Below are 20063 nucleotides of genomic sequence, written 5' to 3'. Positions count from 1 at the left end.
TTTATGACCTTTTGATTGCCTTTGTCCGTTTAAGAGCCAGTATAGGTATTGAATGCTTTTGTTCCCCACAAGGGAACGGTCGAAAGACTATGTTTAAAGCTGCCTGATGTCTCTTTTGTGGAGTAAGAAACATACATGAGGGTTTGACTGCGCGCGTCAAAAATTCTGCGGATTTTCATGCTTTTGAAAAACACACTTTTGGATTTTTTAAAAACGACATCTCCCGATTCTGACTTGTCGATTTGAGCAATCATTTCTGGGGTGATTTCCCCAGTTTGACGACAAGCAATAGAGCTATCCGATGGATCGGAAAAACTAAGATCGGCTTCTATGCTTGCCACATGACAAGTTACGCCACTGACAATGGGGTCTTGCAATATATTTAGCTTGATGTCTTTGGTGGTGAATAAGCCTAAGCTCACATCACCGACTTCGTTTGAATCACATGCACTTAATAAAAACATACTGCTGATGACGACCAGTATTTTATTCATATCTCACTCACTAAAGGTATTTCCCATAGTGTAATGGATTTTAAGGATGATAAAAATCCTATTAACGATCAGTAGGGACGGGTCCAGTGCTTTGACGAACCATTAGTTTAAACGGTAGTTCAATATAACGACCTGGCTCTGACCTACCATCAAGTTGATCAAGTAACAATTCGATACATGCCTTGCCTATTTCTTCTAATGGCTGATGAATGGTCGTTAGGGCCGGGGTCATTAATCTAGCGTAGCGAATATCATCAAATCCCATGATAGATATGTCTTGTGGAATGCGAAAACCATTCTCTTGTAAGACACTCATGGCGCCGATGGCCATATCATCACTGAAGCAAAAGACAGCGGTGGGCCTTAAGCGTAATTTAAGTAACTGCTCCATAGCGCCAATGCCTGAATCTAAGCCGTAATCTCCGCGAATAACTAATTGCTCATCTATCTTGATGCCAGCGTCGTTAAGTGCTGCTTGATAACCTTCTAAGCGCTCGAGCGTGCTAGGAGTGTCCCGAGGGCCCATGACGGCAGCAATACGCTTGTGACCAAGGCTTAAAAGATGTTCAACTGCTGTACGAGCGCCTGCTATATTATCAATCATGACTTTGCTAATGCCTTCGATAGGAATTGACTCACAGGAGTTGACGATAGGAGGCAGTTGTTTGGCCACAGGCTGATTTTCATTGAGATTGAATGGCATGTGAAAGGTAAACAAGAGTACACCGTCTGCTTGGCCTGATTGCGCCATATTTGCATAGTGCTTTTCACGCTCAGGTAAGCCTTGGGTGTCGCCCAACAAGATAGAATAACCGGCTTTTTGCGCTTCACTTTCAATCGCACGAATGATTCCAGCATTAACTTGATTGGTGATGTCCGGCATGACAACAATAATATTGCCACTTTTTTGTGTGCGGAGATTTGCGCCGAATCGACTTGGTGTGTACCCACCTTCTTCCACGGCCTTCATGACTTTTTTGCGGGTTTCTTCACTGACAATATCGGGATTGCGAAGTGTACGCGACACTGTTGCTGGGGATACCCCAGAAATAGCTGCAATGTCCTTAATGCCTAACTTAGCCAAAAAATTCTCTCTTGTTCGATAGCCGTGATTACCCATAGGTTAGCCGCAGAAAACCACCCTGTAAACGTTTTCAAATTGTCTTGATCTAAATGCAAAAGTGTAAACTTAAAAAACTAATACGAATCAGTAGGTTATATTCTTATTGTAATGAATGATGTTAGCGATTAATGAAAGAAAAAAGGTTTTTCATTTGTATGATAATTATGCGCAGGGTGCGTAGCCACGCATAATACATGGCTACGCTGTGATTATTGATAGGTACGGGTACCTAGTACTGCCAAGCTGGTTGTTGGTCTTCAAATGCTTTAATTTTGGCATCAAGCTCTAAGGTTTGACCAATGGCGTCTAACCCCTTAATCAAATTGTTTTTATGATGAGGGGCGATGTCAAAGCCTATCACTTGATCATTAAAGCGCACTTGTTGTTGGGGTAAATCTACCACAACCTGACATGCTGGATCTTGTGCTACAGCCTCAAAGAGGGCGTCAATTTGCGCGCTTTCAAGTTGCACTGGTAACAGACTGTTATTGATGCAGTTACCGTAAAAAATATCAGCAAAGCTGGTAGCGATAACAACTTTAAAGCCGTAATCATCAAGGGACCAAGGCGCATGTTCGCGGCTCGAACCACAACCAAAGTTTTCACGGGTTAGCAGAATACTGGCGCCTTCGTGCTCTGGTTTATTTAACACAAAATCAGGGTTTGGCTCTTGTTCGTGAAGATCCAAGTAACGCCAGTCATGAAATAAGTGCTTTCCGTAACCGCTTTTTGTCACTGACGTTAAAAACTGCTTAGGAATGATTTGGTCAGTATCGACATTGGCTTGATTTAACGGCGCCACATGACCGATATGAACGCTGATGCCAGCATTGGCTGGGCTAGATTGATTGCTCATGGTTATTCCTAATAATTAATCGTTGGCAATGAAGTCACGGGTATCGGCGAAACGACCGGCTAATGCTGCTGCTGCGGCCATTGCAGGGCTAACCAAGTGTGTACGCGCACCTCGGCCTTGGCGACCCTCAAAGTTACGGTTGCTGGTAGAGGCACAGCGATCGCCTTGGCTTAGAATGTCATCATTCATGCCTAGGCACATTGAACAACCAGGTAAGCGCCACTCAAAACCCGCATCGAGAAAGATTTTATCTAGCTGCTCGGCTTCTGCTTGTGCTTTAACTGCCACAGAACCTGGCACGACAATAGCAGTGACGTTCTGTGCAACTTTACCTTGCTTAGCAATCGCGGCGGCCGCACGCATATCTTCAATACGGCCATTGGTGCATGAGCCGATGAAAACGTGATTTACGGTTAAATCCGCTAATTTTTGACCTGCTTGTATATCCATGTATTTCAACGCTTTCACGGCTGAATCACGATCGATAGGGTCGCTAAAATCTTCTGGCGCTGGAATAGGCTGATTGACCCCAATCACTTGGCCTGGGTTTGTGCCCCAAGTCACTTGCGGTGCGATGTCTTTAGCGGCAAGTTCTACCACAATATCAAATTTGGCATCTGCATCTGATTTAAGCGTTTTCCAGTAGGCAACAGCGGCATCCCAGTCTGCGCCTTTGGGCGCGTATTCACGGCCTTCAAGGTAGTCAAACGTAGTTTGGTCAGGGGCGATTAAGCCAGCCTTTGCACCGGCTTCTATGCTCATGTTGCACACGGTCATGCGCTCTTCCATGCTTAAACCTTCAATGGTGTCACCGCAATATTCGATAACGCACCCTGTGGCACCGGCATGACCAATTTTACCAATGATGGCTAAGATGATGTCTTTTGCCGTTACGCCAAGTGGGCGAGCGCCACTGACCTTCACTTGCATGCACTTACCTTTACTCTGCTTAAGGGTTTGGGTAGCAAATACATGCTCAACTTGCGACGTTCCAATACCAAAGGCAAGTGCGCCAAAAGCACCGTGGGTTGCTGTGTGTGAATCGCCACAAACTACCGTCATTCCTGGTTTGATTAGGCCAAGCTCAGGGCCCATAACATGCACAATACCTTGCTTTTGATGACCGACAGGGAATAACTGAATACCGTTAGCTTCGCAATTGTCAGCCAAGGTTTGAAGCTGTAGTTTATTCGCTGGGCCGCACGCATCTATGGCGAGAGAGCGCGTTGATATGCTGTGATCCATGGTGGCAAAGGTCAGATCAGGGCGACGAACTTCACGTCCTTTTTGCGTTAAACCATCGAACGCTTGAGGTGAGGTAACTTCATGGATTAAATGGCGATCGATATACAATAATGCATCGTCGCCGATTTCATCGACAATATGGGCCTGAAATATTTTGTCGTATAAGGTGGTACTCATCTGGTCTTTCCTTTATGCGTTTGCGCTGGCGATAATATTAGCTATGTAGTCACCTACTTCACTGGTCGATTTGGCTTGGTCGCGGTTTTCAGGGCTAAGTAGCTCACCGGTTAATATGCCATCTGCCAGCGTTTTTAACACGGCAGCATCAATTGCATCTGCAGCGTCTGTTAGATTTAAGCTGAATCGCAATAGCATAGATGCTGATAAAATCTGTGCGATGGGGTTAGCAATGCCTTTGCCTGCGATGTCTGGTGCTGAGCCGCCTGCAGGCTCATACAAACCAAAGTTTTCGCTGTTAATGCTAGCTGATGGCAATAAGCCCATTGAGCCTGTGATCATGGCGCACTCATCTGAGATAATATCCCCGAACAAGTTTGAACATAGCATCACATCGAAGTCGCCCGGGTAACGCAATAATTGCATGGTCGCGTTGTCAATGTAGATGTGCTCTAGCGTCACGTCTGGGTAGTCTTTAGCGACTTCTTCGGTGACTTCGCGCCATAAACGACTGCACACTAATACGTTAGCTTTATCAACCGATGTGACTTTTTTGCCACGCTTTTGTGCGGCTTCAAATGCACTGATAGCAATACGACGAATTTCTTTTTTGCTGTAACGCATGGTGTCATAAGCGAATTGTTCTTCGCCTTCACCTTCGATGCCCTTTGGCTGACCAAAATAAATACCACTGGTCAATTCGCGTACAACAAGGACATCAAAACCGCTGGCGGCAATATCTGCACGCAGAGGAGATAAAGACTCAAGACCCGGGTAGATTTTCGCTGGGCGTAAGTTACTGAACAAATCAAAGTGACCACGCAAAGCCAACAGGGCTGCACGTTCAGGGCGCTCCTCTAACGGTAGACTGTCCCATTTTGGGCCGCCAATGGAGCCAAACAAAATGGCTTGAGCATCTTCACAGCCTTTTAGCGTTGCCTCAGGTAGGGCTTTACCGTGATTGTCGATGGCGATTCCGCCAACATCGAATTCATTCAGAGTAAACGTAAGATTAAATTTCTGCTCTACAACTGATAATACTTTCTTCGCTTCTTGCATGACCTCTGGGCCAATGCCATCTCCCGCTAATACGGCAATGTTATAATTCGACATGTGCTACTTAAACTCCGGCAGTTTGTGTTTGTTGCTTTTTCTGGTGATCGATTTGATCGGCTAAATGGGTGTTATTCAATACGTGGATCAGGGCTTTAACGCCTGACTCAACGATATCTGTGGCTAGACCAATACCGTTAAAGCGACGACCATTATATTCCACAATAACGCTAACTTGAGCGAGGGCATCAGCGCCTACTCCTTTTGAATCAAGCTTGAAGTCGACTATTTCAAGTTGTTCATGCCCTAGTACTTTAATGATTGCTTTGTAAGCGGCATCTACTGGGCCGTTGCCTGTACAAGACTCAATGATTTCTTCGTCACCCACTTGTAACTTCACCGTGGCGCTCGGAATGATCTCTTTGCCCGAACTGGCTTGTAGATAAAGTAGCTTGTAGTGTTCGTCCGCAGGTTTTTGCTTATCGAAAAACAACAAGGCTTCAAGATCGTAATCGAAGACTTGGCCTTTCTTATCCGCTAATTTTACAAATGAGGCGTACAAAGTATCAAGGTCGTAATCTTCGGCTTTATAGCCAAGCTCTTCAAGACGGTGCTTGATAACGTGACGACCCGAACGAGAGGTTAGGTTTAAGTTGTTTTTATTTATCCCGACACTCTCAGGGGTCATTATCTCATAAGTATTTTGCGCTTTTAAGACGCCATCTTGGTGAATCCCTGAAGAATGACTAAAAGCATTGGCACCAACAATCGCTTTATTTGATTGTACTGGCATATTGCATAATTGGCTGACTAGCTTTGAGGTACGAGATATTTCTTGGCTACGAATGTTGGTATTCATACCTAACATGGCTTGGCGGGTTTGCAGAATCATAGCGATTTCTTCTAGCGAGCAATTACCGGCTCGTTCACCAATACCGTTAATAGTACATTCGATTTGACGAGCGCCATACTCAACCGCGACTAACGAGTTGGCAACCGCTAGGCCTAAATCGTTGTGACAGTGCACAGAAATGGTTGCTTTATCGATATTGGGTACGCGATTAAATAAGTTTTGAATAATGCCACCAAACTCGGTTGGGGTGGTGTAGCCAACGGTGTCAGGAATATTAACCGTCGTCGCGCCAGCGTTAATCGCTGACTCAACCATGCGGCACAAGTAATCAATTGGCGTTCGGCCCGCATCTTCACAAGAAAACTCAATATCGTCAGTGTAGCGCCCAGCGTGCTTAATCGCTTTAACGGCCATTTCGACGACTTCGTCTTGAGATTTACGTAACTTGTTGGCTACGTGGATATCTGAGGTGGCAATGAAAGTGTGTATTCTGAAATTGTCGGCAACGCTTAATGCCTCGCCGCAGGCATCTATGTCTTTTTCCAAGGCGCGAGATAAGCCGCAGACCGTGGCATTTTTCACTTCTTGTGCGATGCTGCGAACTGAGCGAAAGTCGCCAGGGGAGGAAACCGGAAAGCCCGCTTCGATGATGTCCACACCAAGTCGTTCCAGCGCTAAGGCAATTTGTAGTTTTTCTTTCATACTCAAACTGGCTGCTAGCGCTTGTTCGCCATCACGTAATGTGGTGTCGAATATTTTGACTTGGTTGGACATGTGTTTTCCTCTTTGAATGATCTGCGCTTGTTAAGGCGCTTAAACGAAAAAACCCGTGCTGCTAAGCACGGGTTTTTAGTTATTGTTTGCGTTTCGCTTACAACCTACCCGTGCAGTCTTGCTGCCAGCAGAAGTAGAGTTGATAGTAGTAATGATGTCATTATTATAAGCTCGAAACGTCAGTGCGGTATTTGTAACTCTTTGCGGCTTATGCGTCAACCTTAGTTAACAAATTGGCATAGAACAAAATTGCATATAAGTTTGATTTCTATAGGAATACAGGCTAATCCGACCAGATTATCAAATAGACTTAGCTTCATAGCTTTTCTCAGCGGAAGTTTTTCCAGTTGATACTGCCCGATAAAAGTAACTCGCGCAGTGTTAAGGTGCGAGGTTGACTGCGACCCTTATGATTCCATGTGTGGCCACAACATGCGGCGATAAATACGGCTTTGCTAGGCCGCAATAGAAGCTGTTGGCAGCTTGCAGTGTTAGAAGAGTTTGTTGTGGGGCTCCCTGACGCCGCATAGCCGGCTTGGTCTGCGTTTACGCTCGTTCCATCCATATTGAACCATCCGCATTTATTACTATGTAAGCGCTGGTTGTCAGTATCGATTCGGTCAATGGAATCAAGCTCTAGGTGCTCGCCATTCAAATCGCTTATATAAATAGCGACAGGTAGGCCAGAACGGGCATATAGAGTAAACCATGATTCAGTTTTGCCGGCGTCGTGTTTTTTAGCAATGCAATTTGCGCTTTGTTTGGCTTGCCAACTGGCATTGTGTACATCAACTAATAGCGGGCCGTTATGATGAATAAAGTGATAGGCGGCGCGTTTAATATGATGGCGTAAACCACCAAGCTTGCGCTGTAGTAAACTAATGTTAGTAAAAGGGTGTTGCGCTAAGGTCATTAGCTCACGCTCATAAAGCGCGTTGCAAATTTCAGCAAAATGAGTCTGCTGATGTGAGTCAGTGAATATATTTACTTGGGGCTGCGCGGGAGGCGTGACCATAATAAATGAGGGGCAGCATCTGCTGCCCACTTACATCTAAAAGCCCTAATAAAAGCTAGGGCGCTTCAGATATAGGTCTTATTGACCCTTTATTTCTTTACGTCCACCGTATGTTGCTGCGTCACCTAGTGCTTCTTCAATACGCAATAGTTGATTGTACTTAGCAACACGGTCAGAACGACACAATGAACCTGTTTTGATTTGACCAGCAGCAGTACCCACCGCTAGATCAGCGATAGTGGCATCTTCAGTTTCGCCACTACGGTGAGAAATAACCGCTGTGAAGCCTGCATCCTGTGCCATACGAATCGCTTCAAGCGTTTCCGTTAATGAACCGATTTGGTTGAACTTGATTAGAATCGAGTTCGCTACACCGTTATCGATACCGCGTTTAAGAATTTTGGTGTTAGTTACAAACAAGTCATCGCCAACAAGTTGTACTTTATCGCCGATTTTCTTGGTCAAACTTGCCCAACCGTCCCAATCGCTTTCGTCAAGACCATCTTCGATTGAAATGATAGGGTATTTAGCTGCAAGGTCAGCTAGGTAGTCACCGAAGGTTTCTGAGTCAAATACTTTGCCTTCGCCTTTAAGATCATATTTGCCATCTACATAAAACTCAGATGATGCACAATCTAGGGCAAGAGTTACGTCCTTATTCATTTCATAGCCGGCATTTTCTACCGCTTGAATAATGACTTTTAGGGCTTCTTCGTTAGAGGCTAGATTAGGGGCAAAACCACCTTCGTCGCCTACTGCGGTGCTTAAGCCTTTAGCAGATAATACTTTTTTCAAGCTATGGAATATTTCAGCACCCATGCGCAATGCTTCACGGAAGTTAGGCGCGCCTACTGGCTGAACCATAAATTCTTGAATATCAACGTTGTTATCAGCATGCTCGCCCCCGTTGATGATGTTCATCATAGGGACTGGCATTGAATATTTGCCTGGTGTGCCGTTAAGCTCAGATATGTGCTGATACAAAGGAATTTGTTTATCAAGGGCTGCTGCTTTAGCGACAGCAAGTGATACTGCTAGGATAGCGTTGGCACCAAATTTTTCTTTGTTTTCAGTACCGTCTAAGTCGATCATGATTTGGTCGACTTTCTTTTGATCAAATGCACTGTTGCCTAACAAGGCTGGGGCGATATCTTCGTTGATCGCGGCGACTGCTTTAAGTACGCCTTTGCCTAAATAACGGCTTTTATCACCATCGCGTAATTCTAACGCTTCACGAGAGCCGGTAGATGCACCAGATGGAGCGGTAGCTCTGCCCATTACGCCTGACTCTAAATATACATCTGCCTCTACAGTGGGGTTACCACGAGAGTCCATGATTTCACGACCAATGATTTTACTGATATTTGACATAGTTGTTGCCTTGTTTATAAAAATTTATCGTTTATCTGCGAGCAGACATTCTGAGTTTTCAATCGTTACTCTGCCTAGTTTTTACGCGGGGCACTCGAGGCCCCAACGTTAACTGGCTCTAATTATTATTTTTATAATATTCGCCCGCAGCTTTAACAAACCCTTCAAACAAAGGGTGACCGTCACGGGGTGTAGAGTTAAATTCAGGGTGGAACTGACCTGCTACGAACCACGGATGATCGCCTAATTCAATTACTTCTACTAGGCGTTTATCAGTAGACAGACCAGTTACTTTTAATCCTGATGCTTCCAATTTATCACGTAAATTGTTATTCACTTCATAGCGGTGACGGTGGCGTTCGTATATTTCTGCTGAACCATACAAATCGTGCACTTTGCTGCCAGGAATGAGATGGCAAAGTTGGCTACCTAAACGCATTGTGCCACCTAAATCTGACGCCTCAGAGCGCTGTGCTGTGCTGCCATCTGCGTCTAACCATTCGGTTATCAAACCCACAACAGGATACGGTGTTTGTGGATCGAATTCAGAACTATTGGCGTTTTCCATGCCTGCAACATTTCGGGCGAATTCAATAATCGCCACTTGCATACCCAAACAGATCCCTAAATAAGGCACTTTTTGTTCACGGGCGTACTTGGCCGCAGCAATTTTACCTTCAATGCCGCGCTCTCCGAAACCACCAGGCACTAGGATAGCATCAAGCCCATGAAGGATTTGCTCGCCTTTGCTTTCGATGTCTTGTGAATCGACATAGCGAATGTTAACCGTTAAGCGATTTTTTAAACCTGCATGTTTTAAGGCTTCGTTAACTGATTTATACGCATCAGGTAACTCAACGTATTTGCCTACCATACCGATAGTGACTTCGCCGACAGGGTTTGACTCAGCGTAGAGTACTTGTTCCCACTCGGTTAAATCCGCTTCTGGGCACTCTAAGCCAAAGCGCTGTACGACGAGTTCATCCATACCTTGCGCTTTTAACGCGGCAGGAATTTTATAAATACTGTTAGCATCTTTTAACGAGATAACGGCTTTATCTGCGACGTTAGTGAATAGGGCAATCTTAGAGCGCTCGTTTGACGGTAGCGCGTTTTCTGAACGGCAAACCAAAATATCAGGCTGAATACCAATAGAACGCAACTCTTTAACTGAGTGTTGAGTTGGTTTGGTTTTTACTTCGCCAGATACCGCGATATACGGAACCAAGGTTAAATGCATGTACATAGCGTGGTCACGGCCAACTTCAGTACCCAGCTGGCGTATCGCTTCTAGAAACGGCTGCGACTCGATATCACCCACTGTACCGCCAATTTCAACGATGGCTACATCTACGCCTTCAGCGCCAGCAATAATGCGGCGTTTTATTTCGTTAGTAATATGTGGGATCACCTGAATGGTGGCGCCTAAGTAGTCACCGCGACGTTCGCGTTTGATGACTTCTTCGTACACACGGCCAGTGGTAAAATTATTTCTCTTGGTCATGCGGGTACGAATAAAGCGCTCGTAGTGGCCTAAGTCTAAGTCTGTTTCAGCGCCGTCGTCGGTGACAAACACTTCACCGTGCTGAATAGGACTCATAGTGCCAGGGTCGACGTTAATGTATGGGTCGAGCTTGAGCATGGTCACATTTAGACCACGTGCTTCAAGAATAGCAGCGAGCGATGCAGCAGCAATGCCTTTACCAAGTGATGATACGACACCACCTGTGACGAAAATATAGTTTGTCATGAGTACCCTAAGGCGTTGGAGTTGAATGAGATTCTTTAATACTGGAGTAGTCTAGCTGCCTTTAAATAGGCGTGACATTATTCAGTACCGGACGGCGCAATAGTATACTCAAACGCAGCCCTACAGACAATTGAAAACCGCTTCAGCTTTGCAAAAAATATACGGAAAATGAAATTTTATTGGTTTACACTACTGAGCAAATAGTAAAAGGATCAGCTTTATGGATAAATTGCGTCCCATTTTGGTTGTTGATGACGTTGAAGCCATCTGCACCTTTATATGCACTGTGTTACAAGGGAATGGATATGTGCATGTTGATACTGCTCACGATTCAGCAGAAGTCATGTCTAGGGTTTGTCGTATAGACTACCAATTGATTCTGATGGATATCAAATTACCTAAAGTGGATGGCTTGGAATTATTAAGCATTCTCCACGATGAAATACCTGACGCAAAAATAGTCATGTGCTCCGCTGATACCTCAGAAGAAACCGTTAATCTAGCATACGAAATTGGGGCAGTGGGTTTTTTGGAAAAGCCTGTTACACCCATGAGTTTGTTGAGTTTAATGGAGCGACTCTAGGGCGTGGTAAACTTTGCTGTAAAAATAAACAGCAAAGTTCAGAACGCCCGAGGGGGAATAGTCATTTCCCCTTGCAAAGATGTTTATTTATCGAACCAATTTTTTTAGTTGGTACAAGTAATCAAGTGCCTGTTTAGGTGTTAAATCATCGGGCTGAATACTGTGCAGTAAGTCTTCGGCTTCGCTCGTCTGATTGAGCAAGTCTAGCTGCGTTTCTACTTTTTCTGTCGCATGGGCTGTATTGACTGGCGACGCTTCTTGTTGACTTGGATTGGAAATAGCACCGGTTTCAAGTTCATGTAACTTGCGTTTGGCAGCTTGTACCACTAATTTCGGCACGCCTGCGAGTTGGGCTACTTGCAAACCATAGCTTTTATTGGCGGCTCCATCTTGCACTGCGTGCATAAAACGAATGCTTTCACCGTGCTCAACGGCATCTAAATGCACATTGGCTAACTCTGGCAATGCATCCGCTAGCCCCGTTAACTCGAAGTAATGGGTAGCAAATAAGGTGAAAGACTGCAGCTTGGTCGCTAAATACTCAGCGCAGGCCCACGCTAAAGAGAGGCCATCATAGGTACTGGTACCTCTGCCTATCTCATCCATTAACACCAAGCTATTCGCCGTGGCATTGTTCAAAATGTTGGCGGTTTCGGTCATTTCAACCATGAAGGTGGAGCGGCCAGAGGCTAGATCGTCAGATGCACCTATACGGGTAAAGATGCGATCAATTGGGCCAATCTGAGCATCTTGTGCAGGTATATAGCTGCCGATATAAGCCATCAACACGATGAGGGCAGTTTGACGCATATAGGTTGATTTACCGCCCATGTTCGGGCCAGTGATCACCAACATTCTGCGCTCTGGGTTAACATTAATCGGGTTGGCGATAAAGGGCGCATCTGAAACCTGCTCTACAACAGGGTGGCGACCTTGACTAAAGTGAATACCGCTTTGAGGGCATAGTTCGGGGCAGTGATAATCAAGGCTTTCAGCGCGCTCGGCTAAATTAGTTAGTACATCTAATTCTGCTAGCGCATCAGCACTTTGCATCAGTTGTGTTAGTTGCGGTAAGAGCAAATCGAACAGCTCATCGTATAAGCGTTTTTCAAGAGCTAATGAACGACTTTGGCTGCTAAGCACGTTGTCTTCATGCTCTTTAAGTTCAGGAATAATGTAACGCTCGTTATTTTTCAGCGTTTGGCGACGAACATATTCTACAGGCACGAGATCAGATTGACTGCGGCTGACTTCGATAAAGTAACCATGCACTCGATTGTAGCCCACTTTAAGGCTCGCGATGCCAGTACGCTCTTTTTCACGTAGCTCTAATTCTTCTAAATAGTCGGTCGCCCCTTTTGAAAGTGCACGCAGATGATCCAGCTCTTCGTTGTATCCTTCTTTTATCACCCCACCATCGCGGATCAGTACAGGTGGGGCTTCAATCACTGCCCGTTCTAACAAATCTGCGAAGTCAGGGTATTGGCTGATTTTTTCTGCCAAGTGAATTAAGTCTCTCGGTTGGGCGCTTTCATTAGGGTGACTAATTTCGTGCTCAAGATAATGTTGAATATCGGGCAATAACGCGAAGGCTTGGCGCAGGCGGGCAAAATCCCGCGGACGAGCACTGCGCAGCGCTAGCCTTGCTAACACGCGCTGCATGTCACCTATTTTTTTCAGCGCACTTTGTAACTGGGTATAGGGTGACTCCATCAACCCTTGAATATTTCGCTGACGTTTTTTAAGCACGGTGACATCTGTTAAAGGGCGGTGGATCCATCGTTGCAACAAACGACTGCCCATAGGCGTTGAGGTTTTGTCGAGAATACTCGCGAGCGTGTTTTCAGTACCACCTGATAAATTAAACGTTAGCTCTAAGTTGCGCCTTGTGGCGGCGTCCATCACGACTGTGTCGTTGTGGGACTCAAGTACAATCCGGTCAATGTGGGGCAGGGCTGAACGCTGAGTGTCTTTGATATATTGCATCACGCATCCTGCAGCACAAATACCCACGTGGTGATTTTGTACGCCAAAACCAGATAGCTCATTGGTACCAAACTGGCTAGTAAGCTGGGTAGTGGCGGTTTGTAAATCGAATTCCCACTGCGGGCGACGACGTAAACCCTTTCGTTGATTGATGAGATGGTTGTACGCAAAATCGTCAGGGTATAAAAGCTCAACCGGGTTCGTACGCTGTAATTCTGCTGCGAGTGCCTCTTCGCCTGCCAGTTCACACAAGGTAAAACGACCGCTGGTCACATCTAAGGTGGCGTAACCAAACACCAACTCTTGGTTGGCTTTTTGTGTAGGGCAAAACACCGCGGCTAATATACTGTCTTGTTTATCGTTGAGGAGCGCTTCGTCTGATACTGTACCTGGAGTAACAATGCGCTGCACTCTGCGCTCAACAGGCCCTTTGCTGGTCGCTGGGTCGCCCACCTGTTCGACGATAGCCACTGACTGGCCCATTTTCACAAGTCGAGCTAAGTAATTTTCTACCGCATGATACGGTACGCCGGCCATAGGGATCGCATTGCCGCCTGACTTCCCTCTGGCTGTGAGGGAGATATCGAGTAACTCGGCGGCTCTCTTGGCATCGTCAAAAAACAATTCATAAAAGTCTCCCATGCGATAAAACAATAGGATATCGGGATGTTCAGCTTTAATTTTCAAATACTGCTGCATCATGGGAGTATGCTGCTGCAAAGATGAGGGATTAGCGTTTGTTGACGCTGCTGATGAATTTGTTTTTGGCATTCGCTACGGCACTCTTATCGGGATCGCGATGTAATTTTAACGCTTTGTTTAGTGATCATTGTTTGGCATGCTTATAGCACTCGCTAGATATTATTCAGCGCGTCTGATAAACCTGAATGGATGTAAATTATGACAAACTATTCAATTCAATTGGCACAACAACTTGGTGAACATCTGCAGCAATTAGGCTGGAGTGTTACCTGTGCTGAGTCATGCACTGGAGGGGGCATAGGATACGCCATCACAAGTACATCTGGAAGCTCAAGCTGGTTTAAAAGTGGTTATATCACTTATTCAAACGAAGCAAAGCAAGTTATGTTGGGCGTGAGCGAGCAAACCTTAAACGAGCATGGCGCTGTGTCTCAACCTGTGGTGGAACAGATGGCGATGGGAGCGACTAAAGCGGCTGGAGCAAATGTAGCCGTTTCGGTCAGCGGAATTGCTGGGCCTGATGGCGGAAGTGATGAGAAACCTGTTGGCACCGTTTGGTTCGGTTTTTCTGTAAATGGCGAGATAACAACGTCTTGCCAGTGCTTTTCCGGGGATCGGCACCAAGTGAGGGACCAAGCCATTGAGTATGCATTGAATCAGTTAGTCACTCGTTGTAAGACAGAGTCATTACCTTCAAGCGGGAAACTGTAAATTAGACCCACAGTGGCAAAGGACAGTAGGATTTAACCTTTAGCTATTAAATTAGAGAAAGAGAGCGCTATTTAAGCGTTAGCAATATTCACATAAGGAGTTAATCATGACCGCAACAGGCACTTTCGAGGTGGACTTGTCACCACAAAAAGACGAGGCAGCGCCCGTTGGACGTATGTTAATCGATAAAACCTACCAAGGAGATTTGGTAGGAAAAGGGATAGGGCAAATGATCAGTAAGCGCACGGATAATGGCGTTGCAGTATATTTTGCTATTGAAGAGTTCGAAGGTACGCTCCAGGGCAAATCTGGGACGTTTACTTTGTTGCATAACGGTAAAATGTCAGCTGAAGTTCAATCTCTTGATATCACAATACTGGAAGGCTCGGCCAGCGGCGAATTAACTGGGTTAACGGGCGCAATGCGCATTATCCAGCAAGACGGTAAACATAGTTATGAACTAGATTTTGAACTGTAGATCGTGTCCTTTACTCAAAAATAATTGATGAGAAGCTAATGAAGCAAGTATTGGGTAGCTGTTTGTGTAATAGGGTCACGTTTACATGCGAAAATGATTTCAGTCACTTCCACTTATGCCATTGTACACAATGTCAAAAGGCAACTGGCTCGGCATATGCGGCAAACTTGTTTACAGATGTTGACAATATTGCCTGGCTCACTGGAGAAGCTATCATTAAGCGCTTTAATGTTCCTGGGCGCAGTATTTCCAATGCGTTCTGTAGTGAATGTGGTAGCGCTGTACCTTATAAGTCTTTGTCTGGTAAAGCCTTGGTTGTGCCTGCTGGTAGCTTAGACAGTGAGCCTAATATTAGACCACTAAGTCATATTTTTTATGCTGAACGAGCTTCATGGTACGACTCAATCACTGCATGCAAAAAATTTGATTCGATGCCCGATTAGCCAATTACGGGGGCACTAATTAACACGTAATAAATAGACTCAAGCTAAACCTTCGCCAGCATTGAAATAAAAGAGGTTAAGCATTAAAGTCTAGCCATTCTATGATTGCGATCTTGCTCCTGTCCCACATTGTTCACAGTTTCTATGCCTTTATAAGTTGTTTCTCTATAGGCCATGCCTTTATACAGAGTCGAACTCATCGTTTACTAATATTTTCATAAAGTGACTTGTAACTGTATGGTTGTACAGTATACTACGCCCATATAATTTCAATTATCTGTGTCGATTTAGACTTTAACCAAGTGTAAGTGCACGGGCTGAACCATAGGACATACTGATGGACGATAACAAAACTCGCGCGCTAACCGCCGCTCTTGGTCAAATCGAAAAACAATTCGGCAAAGGCGCAATCATGCGCTTGGGCGACAACCAAGCAATGGATATTGAAGCCGTATCTACAGGTTCTTTAACTATTGATATCGCCTTAGGCATAGGCGGTTTACCGTGTGGACGAGTGGTTGAAATATACGGCCCAGAGTCTTCAGGTAAAACCACGCTTACCTTACAAGCCATTGCTGAAGCGCAAAAAATGGGTAAAACCTGTGCGTTTGTTGATGCTGAGCATGCGCTTGATCCAATTTATGCTGGTAAGTTGGGTGTTAATATTGATGATTTATTAGTGTCACAGCCAGACACCGGTGAACAAGCGTTAGAAATTTGTGACATGTTAGTTCGCTCAGGCGCAGTTGATGTGGTTGTAGTCGATTCTGTAGCGGCATTGACGCCAAAGGCTGAAATTGAAGGTGATATGGGGGATTCACACGTTGGCTTGCAAGCCCGTTTGATGTCACAAGCCTTGCGTAAGCTAACGGGTAATATTAAACGTTCGAACACCTTAGTGATATTCATTAACCAAATTCGTATGAAAATTGGTGTGATGTTTGGTTCACCTGAAACAACTACTGGTGGTAACGCTCTTAAGTTCTACGCGTCAGTACGTTTAGATATTCGCCGTATCGGTGCGATTAAAGACGGTGATGAAGTTGTAGGTAATGAAACTCGGGTAAAAGTGGTTAAAAATAAAGTGGCTCCGCCATTTAAACAAGCTGAGTTCCAGATCATGTACGGTCAAGGGATCTGTAAAGAAGCCGAATTGATTGATTTAGGCGTTAAGCAGAAGCTGGTTGAAAAAGCGGGCGCGTGGTACAGCTATAACGGCGAACGTATCGGTCAAGGTAAAGCCAATGTGGTTAAATACCTTAAAGAACATACCGAAATGTCTAACGACATTGAGCAAAAGCTTCGTGCTGAACTGCTATTAAAGAAAACTGTTAAAGCAGAAGAGCCTGTAAAAGCTGACGAAGAATAAAGCTGAGTTTAGATAATTAGCTGCCAATTTATCAATTAATATATAAAACCGCCGAAAGGCGGTTTTTTGTTTTTGTTGTAAATTATTAAGGTGCTAGCACAAGGAATGCTATAGGTACGTTTTATATTTATCGCTCACAGCGCACCAAAAAGAAAGTCTCGACCTAATCTCAGAAATGTATTGTTAGGTTTTTTATCAATTCAGTGGAGAGCGTTGGTTTTAGCCGAAGTAGAGGCATATGGCGAAAAGTATCTACATACAGCATAACTCTGTGCTTAGGCTTCGCACGCTATAGTTGAACAAATGTGTCTTTATGCACTGCTACTCAAGAGAGGCGGTCCAAGGTCGACATTAAGTGAAGGGCTCTTCGGTAGTAACTAGCAGCTAATTCCTTTAGGAATTGTTCTAATCTAGAGCACATTTGATATGCCCTTTTTATTAACCAGACTGAATGCGTGTTTAAAGTGTTTAAAAAATGACGAATTCGCTGTCAATATAATTTACATGATCGCTTTTAACGAATAAGTTAAATTTTATTACCTGTTGATTTATATGTTTTTTTTATAATTGGCACGCTAAGTGCTTTTAATTCGCCAAGCAGGTAGTGTGATAAATCGCGAGCAGTATTATTTGCAATTTTAAATTCGCTGGTACATTAATTCGTCTTTAAGGGATAAACATTATGAAAAACTTCTTCAGTTCAAAAAAATTCGTTTCTACAGCTGCGCTACTTGCAATCGTAGTCAGCTCACAAGCAAGCGCTGCAACTATTTCATTTGGTGGTCAAGCTGCTACTGATGGTTCAGGTCTTACAAGCAGCAACGTTATAGACCCATCTCACGTCATTAATGACGGATCAAACGGTTTCTTCGTTGAAACTTTTGATACTGCAACAGGTGTTGATGGTGCAGGTGCAGGTGATACACAGTATAATGCTGCTGGCGCCGCAGGGACTGGTTGTGCAGTAAATGGTACAGGTAGCGGTATTATGGTGACCTCAAGTGTAGGTGGTTTAGGTGTACGTAACGATGACGTAGTCAATGGTGCTGCTTCGCCTGCAAATGACGACACGTGTTACGGTCATACTCCGGCTATCGGCGGTCAATTACCTGCTTCGGTAACAATTGATTACTCTGCATTCTTAGCCTCTCAAGGCGATGTAGGCATAACTTATATCGGCTTCTATTGGGGTTCTATTGATGAGTATAACGATTTTAGTTTCTACTCAGGTGGCACATTAATCGAAACAATTAGTGGTGATGATTTGACTACAGCTGCGAATGCGGGTAACCAAACTGATCCTGATACAAACCTATATGTAAACATCGATTTCTCTTTTGCTGACGCATTTGACCGTGTTGTAATTTCAAGTACTGGTATTGCCGGTGAATTTGATAACATCGTTGTTGGTTTAGCTAATCGCCCAGTTCCTGCTCCTGCAGGTTTAGCATTCCTTGGTTTAGGTTTGCTAGGTCTTAGCTTCAGCAGAAAATTCAAAAAATAAGTTATTTTCAACTTTGTAAAAAAAGCCGACATGTTCGGCTTTTTTTGTGCCTATAAAGAAGATAAGCACTTGAGTGCTCCCTTGAGCAGCCAATTCTAACTCGTACTAAATACCTATTAGTTGGTAGAGTTTTAGCGATATTTTTATTCGACTGCCATTGAGCTATATTTTATCTACAACCTTATGTGAATAGACTTTGATCTGTAAGCTGGTAAAGTCTTTCTTAAAGGGCGATTCAACGACACAATTGTCGAAGGTATTATGTGATGAAATTAGAGATCGAAAAGAAAAATATTGACGATTTAAGCTATGAGGAATTTGTAAACTCATATTTGCTTCCAGAGAAGCCTATTGTTATCCGCGGGGTGAAAACTTTTGATTCCGCAATACTGACTCCTGAATACGTTGTCGAAAATTTCAGTGATGAAAATAAACGAGAAGCAGGCTGGTTCGATTCTGATCTAGTAGACGATGGTCCAATCCGCATACCTGAGATAGTCAAATCCTTGTTAGCTAGAGAGGATATGTCCGTGCGAAAATCCCCCATGCGTTTATTTATGCAACCAGGGGGACATGTGACATTACCTCACTACGACGGTAATAGTTTGCATGGGCTTAATCAGCAAGTTATAGGCAAAAAACGCTGGGTATTAACCTCGCCGAATACACCTTTGCCTAATATTCCTTTCATGTTTGCTGGTTCTGTTGGTAAGAACTTTACCTATGATCCTGACAAGTATGATTTTTATGATTTTCATACTGAAAGTGGGGATGTACTTTTTTTACCGCGTTACTGGTATCACGAAGTACACTCAATTGCTCCTGTAAATTTGAATTTGAATTGGGTATTGACCCCAAGGACACCTAATGAATCTAGTATATTAGGCCGTAGAGAGGTAGAGATTGTTAAATTAAGAAAATCTATGCCTATGATAAATAAAGCCTTTTTCCCTGATGAGTTTTCCAGTTACGGCGGTCAGGGAAAGGAGCTGATAGATACATACAGTAAAAATGTAGGTACATCTAGAATGTTAGGGCGGTTACTAAAAGAGCTGTGCGGTTACCCTCGATTACTGTTCCTAGCTACTCAGATAAAAAGTAGAGCAAACGACTTTTCTAAAAATAATTTTAAAGTTAAATAGAGTAGTTTAGTTACTAGGTTAGTGAATTACATAACTGTAAATAAAGCGTGATAGAAAAAGTAAATTAGTAGCATCGTCTTTATACCTTTTTCGACACCTTGTTGTAATCCTTTGCCCAGCTCTCTGGGTATTTGCCCTGCAGGACGTAAGAGAAGCTGATGAGTTCGGCAATCACGTGGTATAGCTCTTCTGGGATTTCTTGACCTAAATCCAAACTCGCTAAAAATTCACTTAAGTACGGATCTTCGTGGATCAAAACACCACTTTCTTTCGCCAGTGTAATGATTTCATCTGCTAAGTCGCCGAAGCCTTTTGCAACCACCTGAGGCGCATTCTTTTTATCACCTTCATGGTGTTTCAGTGCGACGGCACTTCTGGCTTTCGAGTTGTCTTTATCTGTATTGTCGGTCACGGGATACCTATTTAAATTCGAA

The 20063-nt window shown here is 44.2% G+C and carries 18 protein-coding genes; 7 read left to right on the top strand and 11 right to left on the bottom strand.

Features of this window, described 5'->3' with window-relative positions; translation table 11 throughout:
- Window positions 1-29: 29 nt before the first annotated feature.
- The 9 genes from GMES_RS13335 to GMES_RS13295 all read right to left on the bottom strand — a co-directional run bounded on the left by GMES_RS13335 (window position 30) and on the right by GMES_RS13295 (window position 10711).
- The gene (locus tag GMES_RS13335) at window positions 30-494 is read right to left on the bottom strand and encodes a CreA family protein (RefSeq protein ID WP_006993235.1); all 465 of its coding nucleotides are present in this window, start codon (window positions 492-494) and stop codon (window positions 30-32) included.
- Between the two features lie 61 nt (window positions 495-555).
- Window positions 556-1578 carry a LacI family DNA-binding transcriptional regulator gene (locus GMES_RS13330; RefSeq protein ID WP_039987422.1) on the bottom strand — a complete coding sequence of 341 codons (1023 nt, stop codon included), beginning with the start codon at window positions 1576-1578 and terminating at the stop codon, window positions 556-558.
- 268 nt (window positions 1579-1846) lie between these two features.
- Window positions 1847-2473 carry a 3-isopropylmalate dehydratase small subunit gene (leuD, locus tag GMES_RS13325; protein ID WP_006993233.1) on the bottom strand — a complete coding sequence of 209 codons (627 nt, stop codon included), beginning with the start codon at window positions 2471-2473 and terminating at the stop codon, window positions 1847-1849.
- A gap of 15 nt (window positions 2474-2488) precedes the next feature.
- Window positions 2489-3895, bottom strand: a complete 1407-nt coding sequence (gene leuC / locus GMES_RS13320) for a 3-isopropylmalate dehydratase large subunit (protein ID WP_006993232.1) — start codon at window positions 3893-3895, stop codon at window positions 2489-2491.
- A gap of 12 nt (window positions 3896-3907) precedes the next feature.
- Window positions 3908-5008: a 3-isopropylmalate dehydrogenase gene (leuB, locus tag GMES_RS13315; RefSeq protein ID WP_006993231.1), complete on the bottom strand. Its 1101-nt coding sequence runs from the start codon at window positions 5006-5008 to the stop codon at window positions 3908-3910.
- Between the two features lie 7 nt (window positions 5009-5015).
- On the bottom strand, window positions 5016-6575 hold the full coding sequence (gene leuA, locus GMES_RS13310) for a 2-isopropylmalate synthase (RefSeq protein ID WP_006993230.1): 1560 nt from the start codon (window positions 6573-6575) through the stop codon (window positions 5016-5018).
- Window positions 6576-6903: 328 nt separating this feature from the next.
- Window positions 6904-7590: a hypothetical protein gene (locus GMES_RS13305; RefSeq protein ID WP_006993229.1), complete on the bottom strand. Its 687-nt coding sequence runs from the start codon at window positions 7588-7590 to the stop codon at window positions 6904-6906.
- A gap of 78 nt (window positions 7591-7668) precedes the next feature.
- Window positions 7669-8961, bottom strand: coding sequence for a phosphopyruvate hydratase (gene eno / locus GMES_RS13300; protein WP_006993228.1), 1293 nt, complete (start codon window positions 8959-8961; stop codon window positions 7669-7671).
- A 118-nt stretch (window positions 8962-9079) separates the two neighbouring features.
- A complete protein-coding gene (locus GMES_RS13295; RefSeq protein ID WP_006993227.1) occupies window positions 9080-10711 on the bottom strand; it encodes a CTP synthase in 1632 nt (543 codons plus the stop codon).
- 220 nt (window positions 10712-10931) lie between these two features.
- Between GMES_RS13295 and GMES_RS13290 the strand changes: the two genes are divergently transcribed.
- Window positions 10932-11294, top strand: a complete 363-nt coding sequence (locus tag GMES_RS13290; protein WP_006993226.1) for a response regulator — start codon at window positions 10932-10934, stop codon at window positions 11292-11294.
- Between the two features lie 87 nt (window positions 11295-11381).
- Here the strand turns inward: GMES_RS13290 and mutS are convergent, their stop codons facing one another.
- On the bottom strand, window positions 11382-14051 hold the full coding sequence (mutS, locus tag GMES_RS13285) for a DNA mismatch repair protein MutS (RefSeq protein WP_006993225.1): 2670 nt from the start codon (window positions 14049-14051) through the stop codon (window positions 11382-11384).
- A 129-nt stretch (window positions 14052-14180) separates the two neighbouring features.
- On the opposite strand from mutS, the gene pncC reads away from it, so the two are divergent.
- From pncC to GMES_RS13255, 6 genes are all read left to right on the top strand, one after another.
- Complete coding sequence (pncC, locus tag GMES_RS13280) at window positions 14181-14693, top strand: nicotinamide-nucleotide amidase (RefSeq protein ID WP_006993224.1); 513 nt, start codon at window positions 14181-14183, stop codon at window positions 14691-14693.
- A 106-nt stretch (window positions 14694-14799) separates the two neighbouring features.
- The gene (locus GMES_RS13275; protein WP_006993223.1) at window positions 14800-15171 is read left to right on the top strand and encodes a DUF3224 domain-containing protein; all 372 of its coding nucleotides are present in this window, start codon (window positions 14800-14802) and stop codon (window positions 15169-15171) included.
- Between the two features lie 38 nt (window positions 15172-15209).
- Window positions 15210-15614 (top strand): GFA family protein, encoded by a 405-nt coding sequence (locus tag GMES_RS13270; protein ID WP_039987418.1) that lies wholly within the window; start codon window positions 15210-15212, stop codon window positions 15612-15614.
- Window positions 15615-15951: 337 nt separating this feature from the next.
- Window positions 15952-16983, top strand: coding sequence for a recombinase RecA (recA, locus tag GMES_RS13265; protein ID WP_006993221.1), 1032 nt, complete (start codon window positions 15952-15954; stop codon window positions 16981-16983).
- A 682-nt stretch (window positions 16984-17665) separates the two neighbouring features.
- The gene (locus GMES_RS13260) at window positions 17666-18487 is read left to right on the top strand and encodes an Npun_F0296 family exosortase-dependent surface protein (protein ID WP_006993220.1); all 822 of its coding nucleotides are present in this window, start codon (window positions 17666-17668) and stop codon (window positions 18485-18487) included.
- Window positions 18488-18753: 266 nt separating this feature from the next.
- Window positions 18754-19629, top strand: coding sequence for a cupin-like domain-containing protein (locus GMES_RS13255; protein WP_006993218.1), 876 nt, complete (start codon window positions 18754-18756; stop codon window positions 19627-19629).
- A gap of 79 nt (window positions 19630-19708) precedes the next feature.
- Here the strand turns inward: GMES_RS13255 and GMES_RS13250 are convergent, their stop codons facing one another.
- On the bottom strand, window positions 19709-20041 hold the full coding sequence (locus GMES_RS13250; RefSeq protein WP_006993217.1) for an EscU/YscU/HrcU family type III secretion system export apparatus switch protein: 333 nt from the start codon (window positions 20039-20041) through the stop codon (window positions 19709-19711).
- Window positions 20042-20063: the final 22 nt, after the last annotated feature.

It is taken from the genome of Paraglaciecola mesophila KMM 241 (assembly GCF_000315015.1).
GTDB classification, from domain to species: domain Bacteria; phylum Pseudomonadota; class Gammaproteobacteria; order Enterobacterales; family Alteromonadaceae; genus Paraglaciecola; species Paraglaciecola mesophila.
Note: the sequence above shows the minus strand (reverse complement) of the source record. Positions and strands in the feature narration are given on the sequence as shown.

Excerpts from the sequence above, each read along its gene's own strand:
- GMES_RS13335 (WP_006993235.1), bottom strand. The coding sequence starts at position 494 with ATGAATAAAATACTGGTCGTCATCAGCAGTATGTTTTTATTAAGTGCA.
- leuD (WP_006993233.1), bottom strand. The coding sequence starts at position 2,473 with ATGAGCAATCAATCTAGCCCAGCCAATGCTGGCATCAGCGTTCATATC.
- leuC (WP_006993232.1), bottom strand. The coding sequence starts at position 3,895 with ATGAGTACCACCTTATACGACAAAATATTTCAGGCCCATATTGTCGAT.
- leuB (WP_006993231.1), bottom strand. The coding sequence starts at position 5,008 with ATGTCGAATTATAACATTGCCGTATTAGCGGGAGATGGCATTGGCCCA.
- leuA (WP_006993230.1), bottom strand. The coding sequence starts at position 6,575 with ATGTCCAACCAAGTCAAAATATTCGACACCACATTACGTGATGGCGAA.
- GMES_RS13305 (WP_006993229.1), bottom strand. The coding sequence starts at position 7,590 with ATGGTCACGCCTCCCGCGCAGCCCCAAGTAAATATATTCACTGACTCA.
- eno (WP_006993228.1), bottom strand. The coding sequence starts at position 8,961 with ATGTCAAATATCAGTAAAATCATTGGTCGTGAAATCATGGACTCTCGT.
- GMES_RS13295 (WP_006993227.1), bottom strand. The coding sequence starts at position 10,711 with ATGACAAACTATATTTTCGTCACAGGTGGTGTCGTATCATCACTTGGT.
- GMES_RS13290 (WP_006993226.1), top strand. The coding sequence starts at position 10,932 with ATGGATAAATTGCGTCCCATTTTGGTTGTTGATGACGTTGAAGCCATC.
- mutS (WP_006993225.1), bottom strand. The coding sequence starts at position 14,051 with ATGCCAAAAACAAATTCATCAGCAGCGTCAACAAACGCTAATCCCTCA.
- pncC (WP_006993224.1), top strand. The coding sequence starts at position 14,181 with ATGACAAACTATTCAATTCAATTGGCACAACAACTTGGTGAACATCTG.
- GMES_RS13275 (WP_006993223.1), top strand. The coding sequence starts at position 14,800 with ATGACCGCAACAGGCACTTTCGAGGTGGACTTGTCACCACAAAAAGAC.
- GMES_RS13270 (WP_039987418.1), top strand. The coding sequence starts at position 15,210 with ATGAAGCAAGTATTGGGTAGCTGTTTGTGTAATAGGGTCACGTTTACA.
- recA (WP_006993221.1), top strand. The coding sequence starts at position 15,952 with ATGGACGATAACAAAACTCGCGCGCTAACCGCCGCTCTTGGTCAAATC.
- GMES_RS13260 (WP_006993220.1), top strand. The coding sequence starts at position 17,666 with ATGAAAAACTTCTTCAGTTCAAAAAAATTCGTTTCTACAGCTGCGCTA.
- GMES_RS13255 (WP_006993218.1), top strand. The coding sequence starts at position 18,754 with ATGAAATTAGAGATCGAAAAGAAAAATATTGACGATTTAAGCTATGAG.